The organism is Hydrogenothermus marinus, from assembly GCF_003688665.1.
Classification (GTDB): Bacteria; Aquificota; Aquificia; order Aquificales; family Hydrogenothermaceae; genus Hydrogenothermus; species Hydrogenothermus marinus.
On record NZ_REFO01000010.1, the window covers coordinates 458,637 to 481,331 of the forward strand.

General features: G+C 26.4%; 24 protein-coding genes and 1 CRISPR repeat array. Of the genes, 16 read left to right on the forward strand and 8 right to left on the reverse strand.

Annotated features, from left to right (window positions below):
- Nucleotides 1–8: 8 nt before the first annotated feature.
- Genes CLV39_RS02770 through leuD form a run of 6 tightly spaced genes read right to left on the reverse strand, consistent with a single transcriptional unit; the run spans nucleotide 9 to nucleotide 4,265 of the window.
- Nucleotides 9–260 carry a hypothetical protein gene (locus CLV39_RS02770; RefSeq protein ID WP_121922692.1) on the reverse strand — a complete coding sequence of 84 codons (252 nt, stop codon included), beginning with the start codon at nucleotides 258–260 and terminating at the stop codon, nucleotides 9–11.
- Nucleotides 253–618, reverse strand: a complete 366-nt coding sequence (locus tag CLV39_RS02775; RefSeq protein ID WP_170145587.1) for a HEPN domain-containing protein — start codon at nucleotides 616–618, stop codon at nucleotides 253–255. The genes CLV39_RS02770 and CLV39_RS02775 overlap by 8 nt, the downstream gene beginning before the upstream one ends.
- 21 nt (nucleotides 619–639) lie before the next feature.
- Nucleotides 640–1,215: a hypothetical protein gene (locus CLV39_RS02780; RefSeq protein WP_121922694.1), complete on the reverse strand. Its 576-nt coding sequence runs from the start codon at nucleotides 1,213–1,215 to the stop codon at nucleotides 640–642.
- Complete coding sequence (locus CLV39_RS02785) at nucleotides 1,209–2,885, reverse strand: tetratricopeptide repeat protein (protein WP_121922695.1); 1,677 nt, start codon at nucleotides 2,883–2,885, stop codon at nucleotides 1,209–1,211. Before CLV39_RS02785 ends, CLV39_RS02780 begins: the two co-directional genes overlap by 7 nt.
- Nucleotides 2,878–3,768: a universal stress protein gene (locus tag CLV39_RS02790; protein WP_121922696.1), complete on the reverse strand. Its 891-nt coding sequence runs from the start codon at nucleotides 3,766–3,768 to the stop codon at nucleotides 2,878–2,880. The genes CLV39_RS02785 and CLV39_RS02790 overlap by 8 nt, the downstream gene beginning before the upstream one ends.
- Nucleotides 3,768–4,265: a 3-isopropylmalate dehydratase small subunit gene (gene leuD, locus CLV39_RS02795; RefSeq protein WP_211325035.1), complete on the reverse strand. Its 498-nt coding sequence runs from the start codon at nucleotides 4,263–4,265 to the stop codon at nucleotides 3,768–3,770. The genes CLV39_RS02790 and leuD overlap by 1 nt, the downstream gene beginning before the upstream one ends.
- Nucleotides 4,266–4,346: 81 nt before the next feature.
- Here leuD and CLV39_RS02800 point away from each other — a divergent pair, with 81 nt between their 5' ends.
- Both CLV39_RS02800 and CLV39_RS02805 read left to right on the forward strand, forming a co-directional pair.
- A complete protein-coding gene (locus tag CLV39_RS02800) occupies nucleotides 4,347–5,360 on the forward strand; it encodes a hydroxyacid dehydrogenase (RefSeq protein ID WP_121922698.1) in 1,014 nt (337 codons plus the stop codon).
- Between the two features lie 8 nt (nucleotides 5,361–5,368).
- Entirely contained in the window at nucleotides 5,369–5,662 is a 294-nt protein-coding gene (locus tag CLV39_RS02805; protein WP_121922699.1) for a cupin domain-containing protein, read from the forward strand.
- Between the two features lie 33 nt (nucleotides 5,663–5,695).
- Here the strand turns inward: CLV39_RS02805 and CLV39_RS02810 are convergent, their stop codons facing one another.
- The gene (locus CLV39_RS02810) at nucleotides 5,696–6,028 is read right to left on the reverse strand and encodes a DUF5335 family protein (protein ID WP_121922700.1); all 333 of its coding nucleotides are present in this window, start codon (nucleotides 6,026–6,028) and stop codon (nucleotides 5,696–5,698) included.
- A 91-nt stretch (nucleotides 6,029–6,119) separates the two neighbouring features.
- On the opposite strand from CLV39_RS02810, the gene mutL reads away from it, so the two are divergent.
- The 5 genes from mutL to CLV39_RS08720 all read left to right on the forward strand — a co-directional run bounded on the left by mutL (nucleotide 6,120) and on the right by CLV39_RS08720 (nucleotide 11,092).
- Nucleotides 6,120–7,700 carry a DNA mismatch repair endonuclease MutL gene (gene mutL, locus CLV39_RS02815; protein WP_121922701.1) on the forward strand — a complete coding sequence of 527 codons (1,581 nt, stop codon included), beginning with the start codon at nucleotides 6,120–6,122 and terminating at the stop codon, nucleotides 7,698–7,700.
- Nucleotides 7,700–10,291, forward strand: a complete 2,592-nt coding sequence (gene glnD / locus CLV39_RS02820) for a [protein-PII] uridylyltransferase (RefSeq protein ID WP_121922702.1) — start codon at nucleotides 7,700–7,702, stop codon at nucleotides 10,289–10,291. The genes mutL and glnD overlap by 1 nt, the downstream gene beginning before the upstream one ends.
- Nucleotides 10,292–10,418: 127 nt before the next feature.
- Nucleotides 10,419–10,667, forward strand: a complete 249-nt coding sequence (locus tag CLV39_RS02825) for a hypothetical protein (protein ID WP_121922703.1) — start codon at nucleotides 10,419–10,421, stop codon at nucleotides 10,665–10,667.
- On the forward strand, nucleotides 10,657–10,857 hold the full coding sequence (locus CLV39_RS08715; RefSeq protein WP_245960287.1) for a PIN domain-containing protein: 201 nt from the start codon (nucleotides 10,657–10,659) through the stop codon (nucleotides 10,855–10,857). Before CLV39_RS02825 ends, CLV39_RS08715 begins: the two co-directional genes overlap by 11 nt.
- A gap of 31 nt (nucleotides 10,858–10,888) precedes the next feature.
- A complete protein-coding gene (locus tag CLV39_RS08720) occupies nucleotides 10,889–11,092 on the forward strand; it encodes a PIN domain-containing protein (RefSeq protein ID WP_245960298.1) in 204 nt (67 codons plus the stop codon).
- A gap of 49 nt (nucleotides 11,093–11,141) precedes the next feature.
- On the opposite strand, the gene CLV39_RS02835 is transcribed toward CLV39_RS08720, so the two are convergent.
- Nucleotides 11,142–11,819, reverse strand: coding sequence for a Bax inhibitor-1/YccA family protein (locus tag CLV39_RS02835; protein WP_121922704.1), 678 nt, complete (start codon nucleotides 11,817–11,819; stop codon nucleotides 11,142–11,144).
- A 232-nt stretch (nucleotides 11,820–12,051) separates the two neighbouring features.
- Here CLV39_RS02835 and CLV39_RS08800 point away from each other — a divergent pair, with 232 nt between their 5' ends.
- From CLV39_RS08800 to CLV39_RS02875, 9 genes are all read left to right on the forward strand, one after another.
- On the forward strand, nucleotides 12,052–12,210 hold the full coding sequence (locus tag CLV39_RS08800) for a hypothetical protein (RefSeq protein ID WP_170145588.1): 159 nt from the start codon (nucleotides 12,052–12,054) through the stop codon (nucleotides 12,208–12,210).
- 15 nt (nucleotides 12,211–12,225) lie between these two features.
- On the forward strand, nucleotides 12,226–13,752 hold the full coding sequence (locus tag CLV39_RS02840; RefSeq protein ID WP_281271966.1) for a copper resistance system multicopper oxidase: 1,527 nt from the start codon (nucleotides 12,226–12,228) through the stop codon (nucleotides 13,750–13,752).
- Nucleotides 13,753–13,769: 17 nt separating this feature from the next.
- Nucleotides 13,770–14,504, forward strand: coding sequence for a copper resistance protein B (locus tag CLV39_RS02845; protein WP_245960288.1), 735 nt, complete (start codon nucleotides 13,770–13,772; stop codon nucleotides 14,502–14,504).
- 241 nt (nucleotides 14,505–14,745) lie between these two features.
- Nucleotides 14,746–15,327: a CRISPR direct-repeat array (repeat unit 30 nt; unit sequence GTTTGTAGCCTACCTATAAGGAATTGAAAC).
- 65 nt (nucleotides 15,328–15,392) lie between these two features.
- Entirely contained in the window at nucleotides 15,393–16,337 is a 945-nt protein-coding gene (cmr1, locus tag CLV39_RS02850; RefSeq protein ID WP_121922705.1) for a type III-B CRISPR module RAMP protein Cmr1, read from the forward strand.
- Entirely contained in the window at nucleotides 16,312–17,379 is a 1,068-nt protein-coding gene (locus CLV39_RS02855) for an RAMP superfamily CRISPR-associated protein (protein ID WP_121922706.1), read from the forward strand. Before cmr1 ends, CLV39_RS02855 begins: the two co-directional genes overlap by 26 nt.
- Nucleotides 17,360–20,389, forward strand: a complete 3,030-nt coding sequence (locus CLV39_RS02860) for a CRISPR-associated protein Csx11 (protein ID WP_211325037.1) — start codon at nucleotides 17,360–17,362, stop codon at nucleotides 20,387–20,389. Before CLV39_RS02855 ends, CLV39_RS02860 begins: the two co-directional genes overlap by 20 nt.
- 1 nt (nucleotide 20,390) lies before the next feature.
- Entirely contained in the window at nucleotides 20,391–21,506 is a 1,116-nt protein-coding gene (locus CLV39_RS02865) for an RAMP superfamily CRISPR-associated protein (RefSeq protein WP_121922708.1), read from the forward strand.
- A complete protein-coding gene (locus CLV39_RS02870; protein WP_121922709.1) occupies nucleotides 21,493–21,843 on the forward strand; it encodes a hypothetical protein in 351 nt (116 codons plus the stop codon). Before CLV39_RS02865 ends, CLV39_RS02870 begins: the two co-directional genes overlap by 14 nt.
- Nucleotides 21,844–21,845: 2 nt before the next feature.
- Nucleotides 21,846–22,676 (forward strand): RAMP superfamily CRISPR-associated protein, encoded by an 831-nt coding sequence (locus CLV39_RS02875; protein WP_121922710.1) that lies wholly within the window; start codon nucleotides 21,846–21,848, stop codon nucleotides 22,674–22,676.
- Nucleotides 22,677–22,695 lie beyond the last annotated feature (19 nt).

Here is a 22,695-nt window from a genome sequence, read left to right on the forward strand (position 1 = left end):
TTTAAATTTCATTCATTATTTTTATAATGCCAATCTATGAATGCTATTAAATCTTCCTTTTCTAAAACTTCCTGAATAATACTATTAATATGATCATGTAATTTCCAATTTCTTTTACAATCTACATAAACCTTTAACCCTATATCTGCTCCTTCTATAGCTTTTCCAATATCTACTTTTACATTACAAGGTAAATTAGCCTTATTTAAATTATTTTGTATTTCTTGGATAAGATCAACAAGAATCTTTTGTTTAATCATTTTTTACTACCTCAAAAATATTTTCTATAAGTTCAATATATGTCTTAACTTCTTCTTTTTCTATAGTATCTAATTCATAGTCAGCAATTCTTCTTCTTTCGTAAAATTCTTTTAGCCTCTCAGAATTTGTTTTACTTAAAGTCTTTTCTTTTAGATAAATACTTTTAAAAAATGGTTTCAATATTCCCTTATGAGTCCATCTTCCAGTTGGGGCTTTACCACATTCTGCTACCATTAAAGAATAAGCACTGTAATAAAGCCTTGATAAACTATCTCTGTAAAAGCCTTCATTGTATAGTTTTAAGCCTGCTTTATAATGCTCTTTAGCTTTATTTAACCATTTATTCTTCCAGTCCAATTTGGCTCCAATAAACAGCATCTAAATTTTATCTATACTTTTTATGGATATAGAGCTTATTTTCCTATCACCATCATATACATTTATTACTTTTTTATCTTCATAATATGAATATATAAGTTTATAATTTTGGTAAATAACTTTTTTCAATCTATTCTTCTCAAAAATATATTTGATATTATCTTTTTCCACAATAACTCCTTCTTCACTACAATAAACTTTATCTGCATTTTCAATATCTACTTTCCCAAGAATAATATTTTTTAGATTTATAGGTATGTCTATATCTAAAATAGATAATAAGTTTTTCCCGCATTGTTTTAAACCATTAAATTCTATACATACCAGATCTTCATTTTTTTCAAAAGAAGCTAATTTTTGCCCAAAAGGAGTGAAAATAGAGATTTTTTCATTTTTATTAAAATATCCTTTAAAAATAGCAGGTAAACCTTTTAAGTAAACTAACCCTTTTGTTTTAAAGCTTTTTGGTAGTTTTTGTTGCTCTTGTTTTAAATTTTCAATTTGCAGTTTACAGCTTTCTTTTTTTACACTACAGGAAAATATAAAAACTAAAAAAATAGCTAATATTCTTACCATTTTAAACTCTTAAGCCTTTTTTTAATTTCCATAGTTATACCTTTTTCTGGCTCCTCTTTCATTTTCGACAACAGATTTAAAGCCTTTTCATACATCTCTTTTGCTTTTTTCTTTTCTCCTATAGCTTCAAGAATAGCCCCATAATGATATAAAACAACTGGATCATCTTTTATCTGCTGATAAGCTTTTAACATATATTTTAAAGCTTCCTGATATTTTCCTTTTTTATAATATCCCCAAGCTAAACTATCAAGGTATGCAGGATTCTCAGGTGCAAATTTTAAAGCTTTTTTCACAAGTTCAATACCTTTGTCTATATCTATATTTCTTACTATGTATGAATATCCTAAGTAATTTAAAGCATCAGAATAGTTTGGTCTTATATCTAAAGCTTTTTTTAATGCTTTTTCTGCATCTTTCCATTTATTTAATTTGTCATAATATATTGCAAGATAAAAATATAATTTTGGATCTTGCGAATTTATCTCTAATGCTTCTTTTATAAGCTTTATAGCTTCTTTTGTATTTCCTCTTTCATCTTCTACTTCTGCCATTAAAACCAAAATATGGTAATTATCTGGATTATAAGAATATGCTTCATTTAAAATATCTATAGCTTTGTCGTATTCTTTATTTTGAACATATAAAGAGACAAGTCTATTTAGAACCTCTTCATTTTTAGGTTCTTTTTTTAGTATTTTTTTATAAATCTCTTCTGCTTTTTTATACTCTTTTAAAGATTCATAAGCCATTCCAAGTATAAATTGGATATTTAAATCATCTGGATATTTTTTTGCAATATTTTCTATTTTTTGGATTATCTGATTAACTTGACCAAGTTTAAGATATAATAAAAACTCTTTTAACAGACTATCTTTTGATGATGGGTAAAGTTTTGTAATATCATTTATTATTTCTTTTGCTTTTTCATACTGATCTGTATCTACGTAAATCTGAAATAATCTATTTAATGCTTCATAATCTTTTGGATTAACAGCTAATACTTGCTTATAAATCTCTTCTGCTCTTTTATAATTTCCTTGTTCTCTGTACAACTCTCCAAGAAGAACATAAACTTCTGGATTTTTTTTGTTTAATTTGAAAGATTTTTCAAGATATTCTATAGCCTTTTTTATATTTCCTTTTGAAAGTTCAATTCTTGCAAGAATATAATAAACTTTATCTAATTTTTTATACTCTTTATGTTTTGTTATTTCTTTTAAAATATTTTCAGCTTTTTTTATTTTTCCGTTTTTAATATAAAAGTCTGCTAAATATGAAAGGATATCTAAGTTATTTGGATATTTTTTTAGTCCTTCTTCTAAAACAGATATAGCTTTATCTATTTTCCTTAAATGATAGTAAGTGTTTGCAACAAATATATAATCTTCTGGCTTATTAAATCTGTTTATATATTCTTCTAAAAGTTGTTCTACTTTTTCTGTTTTATCTAATCTTAAAGCAATAAAAATCTCATCTTTATAAATCTGCTTTGTATCTGGTAATTCTTGTCTTGCTTTATCACAAAGTTCAAGGGCTGATTCGTAATCTTTTGATTCACTGGCATATTTACATACTACATAATAATAATAAGCATCTTCTGTATTTGAAATTGCCGCACATGAAAAATTAAATAAAAATATACTTGATAATAATAATTTTTTAATCATTTTCTTTCCTTACTATTAAGACTGGGTATGATGAATTTTTTACAATTTTTAAAGCAGTAGAACCAAGAAATAATCTTTTTATTTTTGATGATTTTCTTTTACCTACGATAGTTAAATCAGGATTATATTTTTCTATTTCATCTAATATTGCTTCAACAGGATTTTCTTCTAAAATCTCATATTTTGCCTTTATTCCTTTTTGTTTTAGATTTTCTATAATATCTTTAAGTAATTTCTCTTTTTTTTCTCGCACTGATTTATAAATAGAAATAATATGAGTATTTTTGGAGTCAGTATCTCCATGAACTATAAAGATTTCACCTTTAGTTTTTTCAGCAATTTCTTCTGCTAAATGTAAAGCTTCTTTAGAATTTGGTAGAAAATCATAACCAACTAATAACTTTTCTAATTTTTCAATCTGTCTTCCTTTTATAACTAAAGTTGATACAGGTGATTTATTTATTATCTTTTCAGAAACACTTCCAAGTAAAAGTTTATCTAATAAACCTTTTTTATGACTTCCTATTATTACTAAATCTACTTTTTCATTTTCAATATTATCTAAAATAGTATCTGCAATATCTACTGATACTTCTATAATAGTTTTTACTTCTATATTTTCTTTTGCTAAGCTTTCAGCATATTTATTTAATTTTTCTTCTGCTTCTTTTCTTAAATTTTTCTCAACTTCTATTAAGATTTCAATCTCTTCAGGTTCTATTACCCCTTCAAAATCTTCATGTAAAAAAACAATAGGTTGTTCTACAACTGTTAAAAGATTTAGTTTTGCGTTGAAAACCTTAGATAAAACTGCAGCGGAATTTACCACTGCATCTGATATATCTGTAAAATCAACACACACTAAAATATTTTTAAAAGGCATTACTTTTCCTCTAATTTAGCTTTCGCATACTCCATTAAGCCACCTTTTTCTTGAATTTTCTTTAAATCTTCAGGTGGTGGATTGAATTTATATTCTTTTCCTTTTGTTAAATTTCTTACAACCCCTTTTTCTAAATCTATTTCAAGTTCATCTCCTTCATCTGTTTCTTTTGCTATTTCTTCAGATTCTATAACTAACATTCCAAGATTTATTGCGTTTCTATAAAAAATTCTTGCAAAACTTTCTGCTATTATTGCTGAGATATCAGCACCTTTAATAGCAAGTGGGGCATGCTCCCTTGATGAACCACATCCAAAATTTTTACCTGCTACTATAATATCTCCTGCTTTAACTTTCTTAGGAAATTCTGGATCTGCATCTTCCATTACATGTTTTGCAAGCTCTTTTGGATCTGTTGTGATTAAATATCTTGCCGGAATTATTTCATCTGTATTAATATCATCTCCAAACTTCCAAACTCTTCCTTTTATGCTCAACTTAAAACCTCCTTTTAATTGACTAAATTTAAAATTGAATTTAGTATTAATTATAACAAAAATAAAAGAGGGGTATTTATTATGAAAATATACTTTTTTGAAGTGGAAAACTGGGAAAAAATCCATATTGAAAGAAGACTAAAAGAAAAAAATATTGATGCTGAAGTTAAATTTTTAAATGAAGAACTTGACAATACAAATGTTAAAAATTTTTCAGATGCAGAAATAATTAGTGTTTTTATTTATTCCAAAATAACAAAAGATGTTATAGATAGCATGCCTAATCTTAAATATATTGTTACTCGTTCTACTGGATTTGATCATATAGATATTGAGTATGCAAAGAAGAAAGGAATAAAGGTTTCAAATGTTCCCGGATATGGTAATAATACCGTTGCTGAATATACATTTGGTCTGATTCTTGCTCTTGCAAGAAAATTTAAAACAATGATTTTAAATATAGAAAGAGGCGATTTTTCAAGACAGGGATTAATGGGTATTGATATTATGGGAAAAACTATTGGAATAATTGGTACAGGTAGAATAGGTTCTTATGTTGCAAAAATAGCACATGGTTTTGGTATGAATATACTTGCTTATGATAGATCTAAAAAGCAAAATCTAATTGAACAGTATGGAGTCAAATATGTAGGTTTAGAAGAGCTTTTATCAAATTCTGATATTGTTACTTTACATGTACCTTATACTAAGTCAACTCATCATTTAATAAATAGATTTAATATTAAATTAATGAAATTAGATGCTATGCTTATAAATACTTCAAGAGGACCAGTAGTTGAAACAGAAGCTATAATTGAAGCATTAAGAGAAGGAAGACTTTCTGGTGGTGTAGCTTTAGATACTTTTGAAGCTGAAGATGTAATAATTGAAGAAGAATTTTTAAAGAAAGAGCATTTACCAGCAACAAAACTAAAAAAAGCTTTAGAAGCTTATTATGTATTAAGACAAGAAAATGTAATAGTTTCTCCACATAATGCTTATAATACAAGAGATGCCTTACAAAGAATACTTGATATAACAGTTGATAATATAGAATCATTTTTAAAAGGAAATCCTGAAAATATTGTTGCATAGGTAGAAAAATGGATGTACAAGTAGTAAAAACAGGTATTACTGATATAGAAAAGATAAAAGATATACTAAAAAAGGAAGGATACCATTCTATATATAGTTGGACAGATAGCCCAAATACATTTTACGACTGGCATACTCATAATTATGAAGAAGTAAGATGGGTTTATAAAGGCAAGGTAAAAATTGGATATGAAACTGGCGAAGTAATACTTGAACCTGGAGATATGTTAATAATAAAACCTAAAACAAAACATTGGGCTGAAACTACTGAAGGAGTAAGTTATATCTGTGGATCAAAATAAAAAACTCCCCTTTTAAAAGGGGAGTTTCATTAATTATTTAGTTTTGAATGAAATTATATGCTTTGTTCCATCCCATTGAATAACTTCTAAATTTTTAATATCTCCATTTTCTTCATCTACATAAATTTCAGTAGGTTTTCTTATTAAATGATCATGTCTTTCCGCAGCAATTTCAAAAATATCATTCTTAGGATCATAATCAAGACCTATTAACTCTTGCCACCAAGTTTCAATTTGATCTCCTAAATCTTCGTTTACAAGTTCAATCTTTACATCTCTTTTTGGCACTTGACCTTCTCTGTATTTTTTGTCCCATTCATCAAAATAAGATTCCCATTCTGATTTTTCTAACTTTCTTACTGCCATTGACAAGCCCTCCTTTGTTTATAATTTTTAAATTAATTATTAATTAAAATATGACAATATTTATATAAATGCAAGTAGTATAGAGGTTTAAATGAAAATAAAACAACTTCCAGAAAATGTAATAAATAAAATAGCTGCAGGAGAAGTAATAGAAAGGCCAGCAAATGTTTTAAAAGAGCTAATAGAAAACTCCTTAGATGCTGGTGCCAATAAAATAGAAGTTTTTATAGAAAAAGGCGGTAAAAGATTAATAAAAGTAAAAGATAATGGAACTGGTATAGAACCTGATGATATTCCAAAAGCAGTAAAAAGATTTACAACAAGTAAAATTTTTTCAGAAGATGATTTGTTTAATCTTGAAACTTATGGCTTTAGAGGAGAAGCTTTAGCAAGTATTTCAGCAGTATCTAAATTTAAATTAATATCAAGAACCTTAGGAAACCCAGTAGGATATGAACTTTATATAGAAGGAGGAAATATAAAACATTTTAAAGAAACTGGCTGTGGTATTGGAACATCTGTAATAGTTGAAGATCTATTTTTTAATATACCAGCAAGACAAAAATTTTTAAAATCAGATAGAACAGAACTTATACATATACTTGATGTTTTTTCAAAATATGCATTCTTGCATACAGACAAATATTTATCTATAACTGTAGATGGAAAACAGCTTTATAACTTTTATCCTTCCACCTTAAAAGATAGAGTTTTAAATATTATTGGAAAAGAAAATGAAAAGGATTTAATAGAGATAGAATATGAAGGAAATATTGGAACTATTAAAGGTTTAATATCAACATCTTCATATATTACAAAGAAAAAATATATTTTCATAAATGGAAGACCTGTTAGAAATTGGTTAATTCAAAATACTATAAAAAGTATTATAGGAGATAATTTTTATATTCTATTTTTTCAATTTCCTTCTTATTTTGTTGATTTTAATGTTCATCCTGCAAAAGAAGAAGTTAAATTTGTTAAAGAATCTTCTGTTGTTTCATTAATAAAAGGAGCTTTAAATGAAAATCTTAATAAATTTAAATCTATTTCATATCAGTTTAAGAAAGAAGAAACTGATCAATTAAAACAAAAAACAGCCACTTACAATGCAAAGAAAAATTTTGAGATAATAGGACAGATAGAAGATACATTTTTAATAGCATATTTTAATGGAGAAGTTTATTTTATAGACCAGCATGTAGCCCATGAAAGGATTTTTTATGAGATGTTAATGGAAGAGTTTTTAGAAAAAGGAAATATTCCTTCTCAGAGACTAATAATACCTTCAAAACTATCTTTTGCACCTGATGAAATCCAAAGATTAAATATATTAAAAGATAAACTAAAAAATATTGGGTTTGAGTTTGATATAGAAGAAAATATAGTTTTGCTTAAAGCTATTCCTTACAATTTAAAACAAAATGAAGCAGAAAATGCTCTTAGAGAGATTTTAGAAACAGGAAATCTAAATATATCTTTTGAAGAAATTTTCTCAAATATTGCTTGTAAAATGTCAGTTAAAGCAGGAGATAGATTAAATGAAGAAAAAGCTTACTCTCTTTTAGAAAACTGGTTAAAAACAAATAATCCAAATTTATGCCCCCATGGAAGACCAATATATTATAAAATTTCGTTAGATGAAATAAAAAAGTATGTAGGTAGAAAATAATGAAAACTGTAAATATAGATGATAGAAAAAAAATTCTAAATAATTATTTTCAGAAAAAAGAAGAAATTATAGAAAAACATTATAAAGGAGAAACAGGACTAAATACTGTCAGGGCTTTATCAGATTTAACAGATGAAACTATAAAAAAATTTGCAGAGCTTTCATTTGAGAATCCAGAAGATGTATCAATAGTTGTACTTGGAGGATATGGAAGAAGGGAACTTTGTTTTAAATCAGATATAGATATTTCTTTAGTTTTTAAAGAAGAAAATTTTGAAAATTTAAAAGCCTCTTTAGAAAGCTTTTATTATCTTCTTTTAGACCTTAAAGTAGATATAGGTTTTTCACCAAGAGATATAAGAACATTTATGAAACTTTCAGATAAAGATTTAACTGTTGCAACTTCTTTACTTCAAGGAAGATTTTTATGGGGAAATGAAGATATATACAAAAATCTAATTAAAAGATTTAAAAATTTAATTAAAAGAAAAAGAAATGAGTATATAAATGCAACATTAAGAGCAAGAAAACAAAGATACCAAAAAACAGGAAGTAGTATATATATGATGGAGCCTCATGTTAAAGAAGGAGAAGGCGGATTAAGAGATTTTCATGAAGTTTTTTGGATAGCAAAAGTTTTAGACAATGTTGAAGATTATAAATATTTTATAGAAAAAAATATAATATTAGAAGAAGAATATGTTGAACTTATTAGAGCTTATGATTTTATTCTTAGAATAAGAAACCAAATGCATCTTATATGCAATAAAAAATGCGATGTTCTTGTATTTCCACTTCAAGAAGAAGTAGCTAAAAAGCTTGGATATGCTCAAGAAAATGATGATATAGATCAACTTAGAGCATCTATAGAACAGATGATGAGATTTTATTATCTAAATGCAAAATCTATTAACACAATAACAAAAAGAATTTTAAAAAATCTTACACAGCAAAACTATTTTGAAGAATATATACCAATAGATGATGTATTTATTAGAAATTCTACAGAGCTTGATATTATAAATAAAGAAAAGTTTGAAAATGATGTAATAAATATATTAAAAGCATTTAAATATTTTAAAGAATATTATCTTGACTTTTCTTCTCAGCTTGAGTATTTACTTAGGAAAAATGAAAAATCTTTAAAAGAAAATATCCATAGAAATGATATAAAAAAATTAGTGAGAGAGATATTTTCAGATGTGAAAAATCTTCCAAATACAATAAGAAAAATGCAAGAATTTTACGTAATAGATGAACTTATCCCAGAATTTGGTTATCAAAGATGTCATTTCCAGTATGATACTTACCACAAATATACAACTGATGCCCATGCAATAAAAGCAGTTGAGATGCTTGAAGGTTTAAAAATAGCAGATAATCCACAAAAAAAACCATATTATGAAATTTATAAAGAGATAGAAAGAAAAGATCTTTTAATATGGGCAATTTTTTTACATGATATAGGTAAAGGACATAACACAGACCATAGTGTCCTCGGTTCTCAGATGGCTTATGATATTTTGACAAGATTTGGATACTCAAAAAGAGATGCAAAAATTGTAAGTAAGTTAGTTTTATATCATCTTGAAATGGCTAAAGTTTCCCAAAGAAGAAATCTAAATGATCCCAAAGTATTAAATGATTTTATTAAAAAGGTTAAAAATAAAGAATTTTTAAAAATGTTAACTGTTTTAACTTGGTGTGATGCAAATGCAGTAGGTCCTAATGCATGGAATGACTGGAAAAATGCACTTTTATTAGAGCTTTATTATAAAGCATATCAGATTTTAGAAGAAGGAATATCAGCAGAAGAGCATCATCAAAGACAGCTTGCAAAGAAAAAAGAAGAAATTAAAGCAATTCTTGAAAAAGAATACTCAAAAGAAGTAGCAAATAAATTTTTAAATAGAGTTTCTGATTATTATATTATCTCTACATCTTTAGATGATATATTAAAACATTTTGAACTTGAGTATGAACTTTTAAAAACAGGAGATCCACAATTTATTTTTGAAGAAAATATAACTGTTGGTTTTTCCGAATTAATAATTGCAGTTTCTGATATTGAAAATCCATTACTAATTTTTACAGGTATTTTAAGTTCTATGAATATAAATATTTTATCTATCTTTAGTTTCACAAGAAAAGACAATACAGTATTAATAGAAGCCCATATCTCAACGCCAGCTTTAGAAGCAGTAGATAAAGAAAAATTCAAAAAATTTGTTCAGATTTTTGAAGATTATAGAAAAGGAATTATCACTTTTGAAGATATAGTAAAAACTATAAAATATAAAGGTTTTAAAGCAGGAACAATACCACCACCAACATTTGTAAAAATAGACAATAAAACATCAGATAGCTATACAATTTTTGATATTTCTGCAGAAGATAGAATAGGGCTTTTATTTGACATAATAAAGGTTCTTTCAAAATTTGATTTATATGTTCATATAGTAAAAGCTACAACTCAAGGAGAAAGAGCCAGAGATTCATTTTATGTAAGAACAAAAGATATGAAAAAAATTACAGATGAAAACCTTTTAGATAAAGTTAAAAAAGAGCTTTTAGATGTTATAAAAAGTTAAAAAACTATAAATCTGGATAGAAAGACACAGAAGATTTATATATATTAAAATATACATAAATTTATTGACATAATAAATTTTAAATATATATTCACATAGTGTGTAGAACAATAGAAAGGAGTAGAAAATGAAAGTTAGGAAAAATATAGTTCTTTCAGAAGTTGCAGATAAAGAATTAAAAGAAATGGCTAAATACTACAAAAAGCCTCAAAGTGTATTAATTGAGGAACTTCTAAAAGAAAAATTTAGAGAATATCAGGTTAAAAAAAGGATGAAAGCTTTTAATAGAATTATAAAAAGAGCAGATTTTTTCGCAGGCATTACAAAAAATAAAACGTTTCAAGAGCTAAAAGAGGAACAAGGTAGTGAATATTAAAAATGTTTTCGTAGATGCAAATATAATTATTGATGTTTTCGACAAAAAAAGGAAAAATAATCAGTCATCTACAAAAGTAATTAGTTATCTTTTATCTATAAAAGAGATTAATCTTTATACAAGTTGTGATTTATTAACAACAGTTTATTATATTCTAAAAAAAGAAGATAAAAAAAAACGCTTTATATAATATAAAGGATTCTTTAGATGTATACAAACTTATTCCATTTTCTAATGAAGAAGTTGAAGAAGCAATAACTCTAATGGAAAAAAATCCAAAATCTAAAGATTTAGAAGACACCTTACAATATACCTTAGCAAAAAATAATAAATGTAATATTATTTTAACTAATGATGAAAACTTTTACTCTCCAGATATAGAAACCTATACTTCTTTGAAATTATTACAAAAGCTTAATATTTAATTTTAAAACATAGAAAATTCCTTATTTAAAAACATTATTACCAGTACATTTACTCTTCGCCTTTTAGGATATTTAAAAGATTAAATAACATCCAAAATAGGTTAATTATATCTAAGAATAATGCTATAGCTATTTCAATAGGTGTACCTTTTTCATGAATAAGTCTTGAAGTGTCATAAAGAATAAATCCAGAGAAAACTAAAGCACCAATTCCAGACATTACAAAAGATAAGGTAGTATTATGCCAAAATAAACCAACAACAGCCATAATTACAACTAAAATTAAACCTGTAAATAAAAATCCACCTAAGAAACTAAAATCTTTTTTAGTAATAAAAGCATATGCTGTTAAACTTCCTGTAATGATAGCTGTTAATAAAAATGCTTGCTTAAATATTTCTAACAATACTGCTGAAGAAAAAATAACTGCAATAGCAGGAGCATCAAAAAATCCAATAGAAAAAGTAAATGCAAAGAAAAATAAATAGCCCAGAGCATTCTTTTGATTCATTAAAGCAAGAACCATAGTTCCAATAGTTACTACAAGAGAAACTATCAAAAATCCCCATTTACCTAAGGATAATAGCTGAGGTACAAATTGAAGACCAACAACTGTACCTAAAGCCATTAAAAGAAATCCTAAGGATAAAAGACCATAAGTTTTAGCAATTAAATTAGACTTTTCTATCTGTATTGCTTTTTGTTGCTGTAAACTACTTGTTTCCATAGTTGTTAAACTCCTTTTGATTATATTAATACTTTAAATTATATACACTTTATAAAAATATTCAAAGTATTTTTTAATTATATATTTAGTTAAAGAGTAGTTTTTGATTTTTAATAAAAAGCAACTTTAAAACTGAATACCTTTAATTAAAAATACTTGAAACTTTGCATAATTTACTATGCTATTACTATACTATATTTATATTTATTTTTATTTAAAAAGAGGTTAAGTGATGAAAATAAATAGAAGAGATTTATTAAAATTTTCAGTATCATCAGTAGCTTTAAGCATACTAACTAAATCCTTACCTGTTTATGCCTCATGCAGAGGTTTCCATATAGCAGATAGAAAAGAAAATGAAAATGCTGTTATATATGAAATAGTTATATAAAAGGAGAAAATAGATATAGGAGAGAGACAAGGAAGAGCATTTACTTTTAATGGAAATTTTCCTGCTCCTCTTATAAAGCTTAAAGAAGGAAAAGAAGCAATAATAAAAGTTATAAATGAGACAAATGAATCAACATCTATTCATTGGCATGGTATTAGGTTACCTAATAAGATGGATGGTGTACCAGGAGTAGTATTCCCAGGAATACCACCTAAAAGTAGTTTTACATATCGTTTCCCTGTTGTTCAGTCTGGAACATATTGGTATCGCAGCCATACAGGCTTGCAAGAACAACTTGGTCATTATGGTCCTTTAGTAATAGATCCTAAATATCCTGAGCCTTTTGAATATGATAGAGATTATGTAATTCAGCTTTCAGATTGGACATTTGAAGATCCTTATAAAGTATTAATGCATCTAAAAAAATGGGATGGATATTATAACTATCAAAAAAGAACTATTCAAGATTTATTTAATGATATTAAAACAAAAGGCCTTGAATACACTATCAAAGAAAGACTTATGTGGGCAAGAATGAGAATGAATCCAAGAGATATAGCAGATGTTACAGCCTCAACATATATATATCTTATTAATGGAATGACAAAAGAAGAAAACCCTACATTTATTTTTAAACCTGGTGAAAAAATAAGATTAAGATTTATTAACTCTTCAGCAACAACTTATTTTGATATAAGAATTCCAGGTTTGAAAATGAAAGTTATACAAGCAGATGGGCAAAATGTACAGCCAGTAGAAGTAGATGAGTTTCGAATAGCTGTTGCAGAAACTTATGATGTTATAGTCCAACCTATGGAAAATAAAGCTTATACTATATTTGCAGAAACAATGGATAGAAGCGGATATACAAGAGGGACTCTTGCACCTAAAATAGGCATGGAAGCTCCTGTTCCTCCGAGAAGACCTCCTTCAACAAGAGGTATGATAGCAATGGGAATGCATCATAAAATGCAACATCATATGAACCCTATGAAATATTTATGTAATTGTAAACCTATGCAAATTCCAAATAGTTTTGGACCTGATGCTGCAATGGTCATGAAAAATCCTATATGTAGGCTTAATGATCCAGGAGTAGGTTTTGAAAATGTAAAACACAAAGTTTTAACTTATGCAGATTTAAAAAGTATAAAACCTTTTGAAATAAGAAATCCAGAAAGGCAAATAGATATACATCTTACAGGAAATATGGAAAGATATATATGGAAAATGTATTCCTATGATGGTAAAGATTGGAGTTCTGAGTTCCATCAATTAATAAAAACAAAATATAAAGAGAGAGTAAGACTTGTTTTCATAAATCATACAATGATGGATCATCCAATACATCTTCATGGTATGTGGATGTATCTTCAAAATGGTAATGGTGAATACTCTCCACGAAAACATACTATAAATATAAAGCCAGCAGAAAAAGTTTGTGTTGAAATTGATAATGATGCTCTTGGGAATTGGGCATTTCATTGCCACATCTTGTACCATATGCATACAGGTATGTTTAGGGTCTTACAAGTTTGTTAATTTTGGAGGAGTAAATCATGTTGAAAAAAATAATAATTATTAGCCTATCTATAATAGGATTATCTATAGCTGAAAATAATGAGAAATATAAATTTTATCCTGTAAAAAAGATGAAGCCATTATACTATGGCCAGTTCCTTTTTGATAGATTAGAATACAATGATAAAAATAATTTTGACTACGAGATAACCAGTTGGTATGGTGGTGATTATAGAAGAATTTGGATAGAATTAGAAGGTGAACATAGTTTTAAAAATGAAGAAGGCAATATTGAAAGATTAGATTTATTATATGGAAAATTAATTTCTCCTTTTTGGGACATAAGAGGAGGTATTGGATATACTTCTTCTTATGGGAATGTATCTAAAGATAGAACTATGGCTGTTATAGGCCTAAAAGGCCTTGCTCCTTACTATTTTGAAATAGATACTAATTTTAGATTAACCTCTAAAGGTGAAATTTATGGAGATTTTGAAGCAGAATATGATCTTTTACTTACACAAAGACTTATTCTGCAACCAAGGCTTGATACTAAATTTTCATTCTCAAAAATAGAAGAAATTGGTATAGGCTCAGGTATAAACAATGTAAAGTTAAGTTTTAGATTGAGATATGAATTTAAAAGAGAATTTGCTCCATATATTGGATTTTCATATACAAAACTTCTTGGAGTTACCAAAAATAGTGCTGAACAAGCAGGAAAAGATACAAGTTATTTTAATTCTCTTATTGGCTTACGAATGTGGTTTTAAAAATTTGTCGATCGGGTAATTTTAGGGAAATTTTAGTGCTTTTAAGATGTTAAAATTTTGCCAAAATTTAACTCTAAGCTAATAATGATGCTGATTTGTCGATCTCTAAGGATTTTTACAGGATTGAAGGTCGACAGAAAATAAACTCAATTTGACAAGGAAATTTTTTTGATGTAAATTTTAAATATAGCTAATATTTATGCTGGTTTCTTGGCAATAGAATATGAATAAAGAATAAAGGGTTTGTAGCCTACCTATAAGGAATTGAAACAATCATCATCTATTGCATAAAAAATTGGTGTTTTCCAATTGTTTGTAGCCTACCTATAAGGAATTGAAACGTGCTTGTAAGTTTAGTCTTTTCAAGATTGAAGCAAGGTTTGTAGCCTACCTATAAGGAATTGAAACGCAGAAACACGCTCACAGACAGGCTTGCCTCGCAAAATCGTTTGTAGCCTACCTATAAGGAATTGAAACTTCCTTTTTCAATGAGAAACTTGTGAAGATGAGGATTCCTTGTTTGTAGCCTACCTATAAGGAATTGAAACGCCGTCTATGTGTGTGTGGAAGGTGTTTATTTTATTTATGTTTGTAGCCTACCTATAAGGAATTGAAACTCATTAGGAACTTCTACATATAAAAATACATCTTCTCCGTTTGTAGCCTACCTATAAGGAATTGAAACTACCATAATACTCAAGGTTTTCGTCAATTTCCTCTATAGTTTGTAGCCTACCTATAAGGAATTGAAACCTATGTATTCATTCATCTTCTCTACCCTACTCTATAACTTGTTTGTAGCCTACCTATAAGGAATTAATTAACAGGTTGAAATTTATAAAAAATTTTTTTAAAATTTCAGTGCATATAAAATATTTTGGATAAAAGATGGGGAAGGAATCTTTTTCAGTAGAGTTTGAAACAATAACACCTGTTTTTACCGGAGATGCATGGCAAGAATGCTCAGAATTAAAACCATCATCTATTATTGGAAGTCTTAGATTTTGGTTTGAAGTTTATTGCCATTTTGCAGGGATAGAAGTCAAATATGAAGAAAGCTTAGATTATAAAAAATTCCTAAAAAAATTAAAAGAAAAAATCATAAAACATCAAAACAATAATCAAGATATTGATTTAGAAGAAATATCTGATGAAATATTAGCTCAAATGGGAATATCTTTGCCATCAAGAATTTTTGGTTGCACTGGCTGGAAAAGTAGAGTAGAGATAGAGAATATGGAATATGATTTAAATACTCTTAAATTAGATGATATAGATACAGAATTTTTAATAAATACAGATTTTTGGACAAAAAAAGTTTTATTTAATGGAAAAAAAGAACTCAAATACATAGAAAATATACAAGTTGATTTTAAAATTTCTCCTAATTTTAAAGATGAGTTCTTAAGATTTTTAAAATTTTATGAAGATAAATTTATCCTTCTTGGTGGGAAAAAATCCTTTGGTTTTGGTTTTGTGAAATTAAAATATGAAAATTTAAGAGATTTAAATGAATATAATGAAAATATTCGTGATGAGCAAATTGTAATTTGGGATTCTTTGGACATAAAAGAAATAGCAAAAGATAAAATTAAAAATAAAAAAATATTAGGATATAACATAAAATATTTTTTGAGAAAAAAGGAAAGAAAAGAATTTAGAGATAAAAATTTCGGGAAAAAGGGTGAAGCTTCAAATTTTTATTTTTCTATGATTGATAATAGTAATAGTATTTGCCATATTATTTCTCTACTTAATATTAATAATATTAATAAAATAATAAATAAATATAAACAGGAAATTGAAAATGCATTACGAAACAATACTCAATAAAACTGAGGACGATCTTTCTTATTATATTCATTTCTGTAAAATTTATGTAGATTACAAAGAAACTAAAATTAAAGATACAGAAGAAGATTTAAAAAAATTATTTCCTTTCTGGAAAAATCCAAATCCTACAGATAAAAATTTTAAAAATTATAAGCTCAAAAATTTTCCACTTGAATATCTGAAATATAATTTAGAACAAGAAAATAAGAAGCAAATAAATATACAAAATGAAACTTTTAATAATATAGCTCAAATACAAAACTTAAAAGAATTTACAAAACTATTAATCCCATACTCTTTCGCAATAGAAGCAAAATTTAAATTAAAATCTCCCTATTTTTCTCATGATGATGATGAATTTTATTTAATAAATAATCCATGTTTAAAGGATAAAGCTTTTAAAGTTCCTATGATTAGAGGAAGTAGTTGGAAAGGAGTTTTAAAAAAGTCAGCAATAGATATAATTAATGAAAATAATAAAGATAATGATTCTAATAAGACAATTGAAAATTTAAAAAGTTATTTTAGAATTTTTGGAGTTGGCAGTGAAAACTTTAGAGAATTAATAAATGATAAGAATTTAGATAAAAATAAACTAAAGTTATTTTTCCTATTAGAAGGAATTAGTATCAAAAAAGATGATAATTTAGAAGATATATTCAAAAAATACCAAGAACAAAATATCCAAGCTCAAAAAGGAAGAGCTATATTTTATCCTACATTTTTTGATAGTTTATCTCTTGAAGTGATAAATCCTCACGATCGTAGAACTAAAGCTGGAAAAAACCCTATTTATTATGAAGTTGTTCCAAAAGAAACAAAAGGAAAACTGCAAATTGTTTATATTCCTTTTGATAAAGTGATGGCTCCTAATGAAACAATAAAAGAAGAGGCTGAAAGAGATTTGAATTTTTTAAAAAAATGTATAAAAAAAGCTTTTGAAAACGGCATTGGAGCCAAGACAAAATTGGGATGGGGTAAGTGTCAAGATATAGATTTTCAATGCTTTTGGAGTAATGGAGATGAGTGCGGAAATGATTGAAAAAAATAGAGATGAAATATTAAAAGCTGAAATTGGAAGTTTGCTTTTTAATCTTGGAAAAACACATATAGGTTTTTGGAAGAAATATTTTCCAAATGAAGAGCAAAAATTTAGCAGCTATAAGGATTATTACAAGGAAAATAATAATAATGAGAGTTATTTTGGAAAAGAATTAGAAGAAATTAATCCTAAATTAAAAGAGTTTATTTTTAAAGAAGAAGTTGAAATAAATAATGAAAAAATTAAATGGATAGAGTTTTTTAAAGGAAATGCTTCAAATAGTGATTTTATAAAAAATATATTTTTTAAAGGGTGTGAAAATATAAATTCTGGCATAGATAAAGGTTCACCAAAAGAACAATTAAATAATTCTTTGTGGATTTCAAATGCTTTTGGTAGTTATATTAAAGATGTAAATAAATATTATTTTGATGACAAGAGAAAATGTTTTTTTATAGCTTTAAACGAAGAATTTAAAAAAAATAAGTGGTTTAATAATCCAAACTGGAAAGAAATAAGAGAGTTCGTTTTAAAAGAGGTAAAAAGTTGGTATTCAAATCTTTTAAGTGACACTCGCTTTCCTATAAATGATGTAACCTTATTTGATCAAGCTTATATGAGCTCTACTATGTTTAAGTCAGCTTTAGCTGAAATAATAATAAATTCTTCATCTTTAGAAGAAGCAAAGGAAAAATATATTAACAATCCTCAAAATATTAAATGGAGTATTTTAGGCATTCAATATGATAAATTGGCTTTAGCTGAAAAAGGTTTAAAACCAGCCCATATAAGCTGGTATAGAAAAGCATCTAAGGAAGTAGAAGATAAAATAAAAGAGATTATTGAAATAGAATATCCTTTAGGCAATGAAATCTATAGAGATGAAACAGGGATATATTTTTTAGTTCCAGAAAGCTTTGAAAATACTCAAGATTTAAAAGATAAAATTTATGATAAAGTTAGAGAAGTTTTTTCTGAAAAGTTTAAAAAAGATGAATTAATATATCCAAGTTTTGATTTAACAAAGCCAAGTCGCGGCATTATGAATTTGACTAAACTTTTAGATGATTCAAAGAAAAACTTTTTAAAACTAGAAATAGAAATAGAAAAAGATGATGATGATGAAAAAGAAAAAGAAAAAAATAAAGATAAAAATAAAGAAAAAGAAATAGATAAAGATAAAGAAAATGATAAAGAAAAAGGAAATGATAAAATAGGTATCTGTCAAGTTTGCAAAGTTAGATTTGCAACCAAAGATGATGAAACTTTAATGTGTGATATTTGTAGGGAAAGAAGAGAGGGAAGGTTAGAAAATTGGATTCAAAATCAAGAAGGAGAAACTATATGGACTGGTGAAGTTGCTGATGAAAATGGCCGTATAGCTTTAATGACTCTTAAATTTGAGCTTAAAGAGTGGTTAAATGGGAGAATGCTTAGTAGTTTATTGGTTAGAAAGGAGAATTTTAATGAATATACAGAGATCATTAAATATTTAATAAATTTTATAAAAAAACAATTAGAAAAAGATGTAATTACAAATTTAGAAATAACTGAAGAAGATGAAAATAAAATAAAAAAATTTTTATCTCTTTTTGATTATAAAGGTATAAGACAACCTTTTGAAAATAATTTTGGCAAACTAAAAAAAAGTACAAATAAACAAAATCCGCTTGTTAAAAAATTATTGCAACAAGAGGAGTGGTTAAAACATTATAAGTTTTTTAATAAAGATAATAAAAGAATTATCATAAGTGAAAGCGCATCAATTTCTTTTGATGAATACACTAAACCTTGTAAAACTTGTAAAGATCATTTATATAAAATATTTGCTATAAATTTTACAATTTTACAAATAAAAAATCTATTATTAGAACGAAGCATAGGAGATATTTGGGAAGAGTTTATAAAAAATAATTTATCCAATAAAAGTATTATAGATTTTGAAAAACGCAATATTAAATGGGATGAGCTTACAGATAAAGACATAGAATTTTTATCAAAACTTATTCTTCAATTTTTACTTCGTAAAAATCCATCTCCAGCAAGACTTAGAAGAATTTGGGAAAGTACTAAAAATTTTCTTGAAGAAGTAAAAAGAGATATATTAGGAAGTATAACTGATATTAGAAAAAAAGAAAATTTTAAAAATATTATCCAAGATTTACCTGAAAATTATTTAAAAAACATGATTTTAGAAAAGATAAAAGACGATAATAAATACAAAAAATATTTTTCTATTATTGATCCTACACCTATCTCTTGGCAGTTTGCTATTCCAGCTAATAAAACTAATGAAGTTATAGAAAAAATACAAAAACTTTATTATAAACATTTTAAATATGTAAATGGAAAACTACCTCTTCATATTGGAGTAGTTGTTCAAGATTACAAAAAACCTCTTTATGTAGGTATAAAAGCTTTAAGAAACATAAGAAGAGATATAAAAGATTGGGAAGATATAAAAACAGAAGATAAAGTTTGTATAAATTGTTGTGATGATATAGAAAAAATTAGTAATAATCCTGTAGATTATTACTCTCTTTATGAAACAAATGTTAATCCAGATTATGAATTTTTAAATTTACCTTTAGGTAAAGGTGTTAAAAATTATAATCCTTTTGAAGAATTTATAATTTATCCAAATACAATAGATTTTGAATTTTTAGATACAAACTCAAGAAGAAATGATATTTATTATAAAAATGGGAAAAGAGCATCTGATCTAAAATCAAATAGACCTTATATTTGGGAAGAATGGACACAATTTAAAGCTTTCAAAGAGGAATTTGAAAATAAACCAGCCATTTTACATAGATTAGTAAGTCTAATTTATTCAAAATTACGAGACTGGAAAAACAATGAAGATAGTTTTAAAAAGTTTATGGAATCTACTTTTAAAAGAGAAAATATAAATGTAACAAAGTTTGGAATTAAAGATTATAGTTTCAAGGAGATGAAAAAATTTATTGATATGTTTGAATATTATCATACTACATTAAAGGAGATATAAAATGGGAGAAGCACTAACAAAAAAAATAGATATTTTTGCTATCTCAACAGATCCAATATACATAGGCACAGGTGGTTATACCATAGGAAGAGTTGACAATACAATAGTTAGAGATCCTATTACAAATATTCCCAAAATACCCGGTAGTAGTTTGGCTGGAACTTGGAGATATTATATGGCTTTAAAATTAATTAGTGAGATAAAAGACAAAAAACCTGATTTTAATAGTACAGAGTATGAATCTCATGGAAATTTAAAGGAAAAGTTTGAAAGATATAAATGGAAAAATGAACCAGAAGAAGATGGGAAAAAATGGGAATATTGGAAATATAATAAGATTGCAAGAATAACTTGCGCTGGCCAAGATGAATCTCCAAATATAGAAATTAATGAAACACCTTCTAGTAAAACAGGTCATTGTGGGCATTGTATAGTTTGTAAAGCTTTTGGATTTTCTAAAAAAGATATATCAAGCCAAGGGATGCTATTTTTTAGTGATTTGCATATTTTATTTTTCCCAGTCTATACAAGATTTGGAACCAAATGGATAACTTCCAAAAGGATTTTAATAGAAAATGGATTATTAGAAAATGGAGAATCTAAAGAGAATAATGAAGAAAAAGCTATAGTATTAGAAAATCCTTCAGAAAATAACAAATATATAAATCTTGGATGGTTAAATCTTCCTTATGAAGTAAGAAGTATAAATATTCAAACTGACAAACTTAAAAATCTTTATGAATTATCAGGAAAAGATATAGTAATAGTTCCAGATCAATTACTCTCTCATATTATAAACTCTAACTTAGAAGTGAGAACATCTGTTTCTATAGATCCTATCACTGGGGCGGCTAAAGAAGGTGCTTTATTTACAAGTGAAGCAATACCAAGAGGAACAATTTTTAGTGGGAATATAAGGATATTTAAAAGATTAAATGATGATACTTTGCCTGAAATAAAACTTGTATGTGAAGCTTTGGAAGATTCTAAACATTTTTTTGAGACTCTTGGAATAGGTGGAATGACAACAAGAGGTTTTGGGAGATTGAAAATGAGTAGTTTAAATTATAAGGAAAATGAGAATCCTGCTTCAGGAGGAGAAAATGGAGAATCTTGACGCAAAAATAAATGAAGTTGGCTACAAGATAGTAGAAGAAATAAAAACTAAAGGCAAAGATAAAACAAAATATAAAAATGAAATAGATAAAGCTTTAAGTGTTTTAGCAAATGATGGTGTTTATGCTTACTGGGTTTATTGCAAATCAAAAGAGATAGATGATGTTTTCATTAAAAAAATAGAAGAATTAATGAAAATAATGGATATAGATTATGATGATAAGGAGAAATTTTTCGAAGAACTTTCTAAGGATTTACATAAGCTTTTATTTTTTAAAGAGATTTTAGAAAGAACTTTAATTTATGCAAGATATCACGCAAAAGCTTGGAAGGATTGAGAATGAGTAAAGAAGATAATAAAGTTTGGTATAAGGTAAAGTTTAAACAAATTCAACCAATCCATATAGGATATAACAAGTATGGCGTTATAAATGAAACCAGACTTTTTATTCCTGGTCAAACCATGTGGGGCGCTTTGACTAATGCATATTTTAAAAATACAGGAAACTACAATGAAGAGCTTTTTGAAAATATCACCTGTTTTTATCCTATGATTGAAAATGAAGTTTTATATCCAAAGTTTAAGGATGGAGAGTTTTTTTTAGGAGATTTATCTGAAAAAGAATTTAGAAAAGAGTTTGTAACAACTTATATTTCAACAGCAATAAATCCTCAAACATTAAGTGCAAAAGATGAATCTCTCCATGAAATAGATGTAATATTACCTAAAAATATCTATTGGGTTGGATATATTGGATTAGATATAAGTAATTTTGAAGATATTTTGAAAAATTTAAAAAATGTTTTTATAGGTGGTGATACTCGTTATGGCTTAGGTTTAATAGAATTAGAAAAAGAAGACATAAATCAAGCTCCTGCAAGTGAAGAAATGCATTATAAATTTGTTAAAAAAGGGAAAATTCAAATTCAAGAAAAAAATTCTGATGAAGGGAAAATTCAAGAAGAAATTCTTGATGAAGTAAAAAATCTCATAGATAATAAAAATCTTACTAACTTTGTAAAATTTAATGATTTAAAAGATGTTGATGAAATTGAAGGAAAATTAGAATTACTAGCAGAATTTGACTTTAAACAAAATATACCCAAAATAAAAGAAGAGTCTGGATTATATATATCTGTAGGGAGTACTATAAAATTCAAATTCAGCTAATTTTATTTAAATTTTTAGA

What these genes read in the sequence shown, in the direction of transcription:
- CLV39_RS02770 (WP_121922692.1), bottom strand. Translation starts at nt 260, where the DNA reads ATGATTAAACAAAAGATTCTTGTTGATCTTATCCAAGAAATACAAAAT.
- CLV39_RS02780 (WP_121922694.1), bottom strand. Translation starts at nt 1,215, where the DNA reads ATGGTAAGAATATTAGCTATTTTTTTAGTTTTTATATTTTCCTGTAGT.
- CLV39_RS02785 (WP_121922695.1), bottom strand. Translation starts at nt 2,885, where the DNA reads ATGATTAAAAAATTATTATTATCAAGTATATTTTTATTTAATTTTTCA.
- CLV39_RS02790 (WP_121922696.1), bottom strand. Translation starts at nt 3,768, where the DNA reads ATGCCTTTTAAAAATATTTTAGTGTGTGTTGATTTTACAGATATATCA.
- CLV39_RS02800 (WP_121922698.1), top strand. Translation starts at nt 4,347, where the DNA reads ATGAAAATATACTTTTTTGAAGTGGAAAACTGGGAAAAAATCCATATT.
- CLV39_RS02805 (WP_121922699.1), top strand. Translation starts at nt 5,369, where the DNA reads ATGGATGTACAAGTAGTAAAAACAGGTATTACTGATATAGAAAAGATA.
- CLV39_RS02810 (WP_121922700.1), bottom strand. Translation starts at nt 6,028, where the DNA reads ATGGCAGTAAGAAAGTTAGAAAAATCAGAATGGGAATCTTATTTTGAT.
- mutL (WP_121922701.1), top strand. Translation starts at nt 6,120, where the DNA reads ATGAAAATAAAACAACTTCCAGAAAATGTAATAAATAAAATAGCTGCA.
- glnD (WP_121922702.1), top strand. Translation starts at nt 7,700, where the DNA reads ATGAAAACTGTAAATATAGATGATAGAAAAAAAATTCTAAATAATTAT.
- CLV39_RS02825 (WP_121922703.1), top strand. Translation starts at nt 10,419, where the DNA reads ATGAAAGTTAGGAAAAATATAGTTCTTTCAGAAGTTGCAGATAAAGAA.
- CLV39_RS02835 (WP_121922704.1), bottom strand. Translation starts at nt 11,819, where the DNA reads ATGGAAACAAGTAGTTTACAGCAACAAAAAGCAATACAGATAGAAAAG.
- CLV39_RS08800 (WP_170145588.1), top strand. Translation starts at nt 12,052, where the DNA reads ATGAAAATAAATAGAAGAGATTTATTAAAATTTTCAGTATCATCAGTA.
- CLV39_RS02845 (WP_245960288.1), top strand. Translation starts at nt 13,770, where the DNA reads ATGTTGAAAAAAATAATAATTATTAGCCTATCTATAATAGGATTATCT.
- cmr1 (WP_121922705.1), top strand. Translation starts at nt 15,393, where the DNA reads ATGGGGAAGGAATCTTTTTCAGTAGAGTTTGAAACAATAACACCTGTT.
- CLV39_RS02855 (WP_121922706.1), top strand. Translation starts at nt 16,312, where the DNA reads ATGCATTACGAAACAATACTCAATAAAACTGAGGACGATCTTTCTTAT.
- CLV39_RS02860 (WP_211325037.1), top strand. Translation starts at nt 17,360, where the DNA reads ATGAGTGCGGAAATGATTGAAAAAAATAGAGATGAAATATTAAAAGCT.
- CLV39_RS02865 (WP_121922708.1), top strand. Translation starts at nt 20,391, where the DNA reads ATGGGAGAAGCACTAACAAAAAAAATAGATATTTTTGCTATCTCAACA.
- CLV39_RS02870 (WP_121922709.1), top strand. Translation starts at nt 21,493, where the DNA reads ATGGAGAATCTTGACGCAAAAATAAATGAAGTTGGCTACAAGATAGTA.
- CLV39_RS02875 (WP_121922710.1), top strand. Translation starts at nt 21,846, where the DNA reads ATGAGTAAAGAAGATAATAAAGTTTGGTATAAGGTAAAGTTTAAACAA.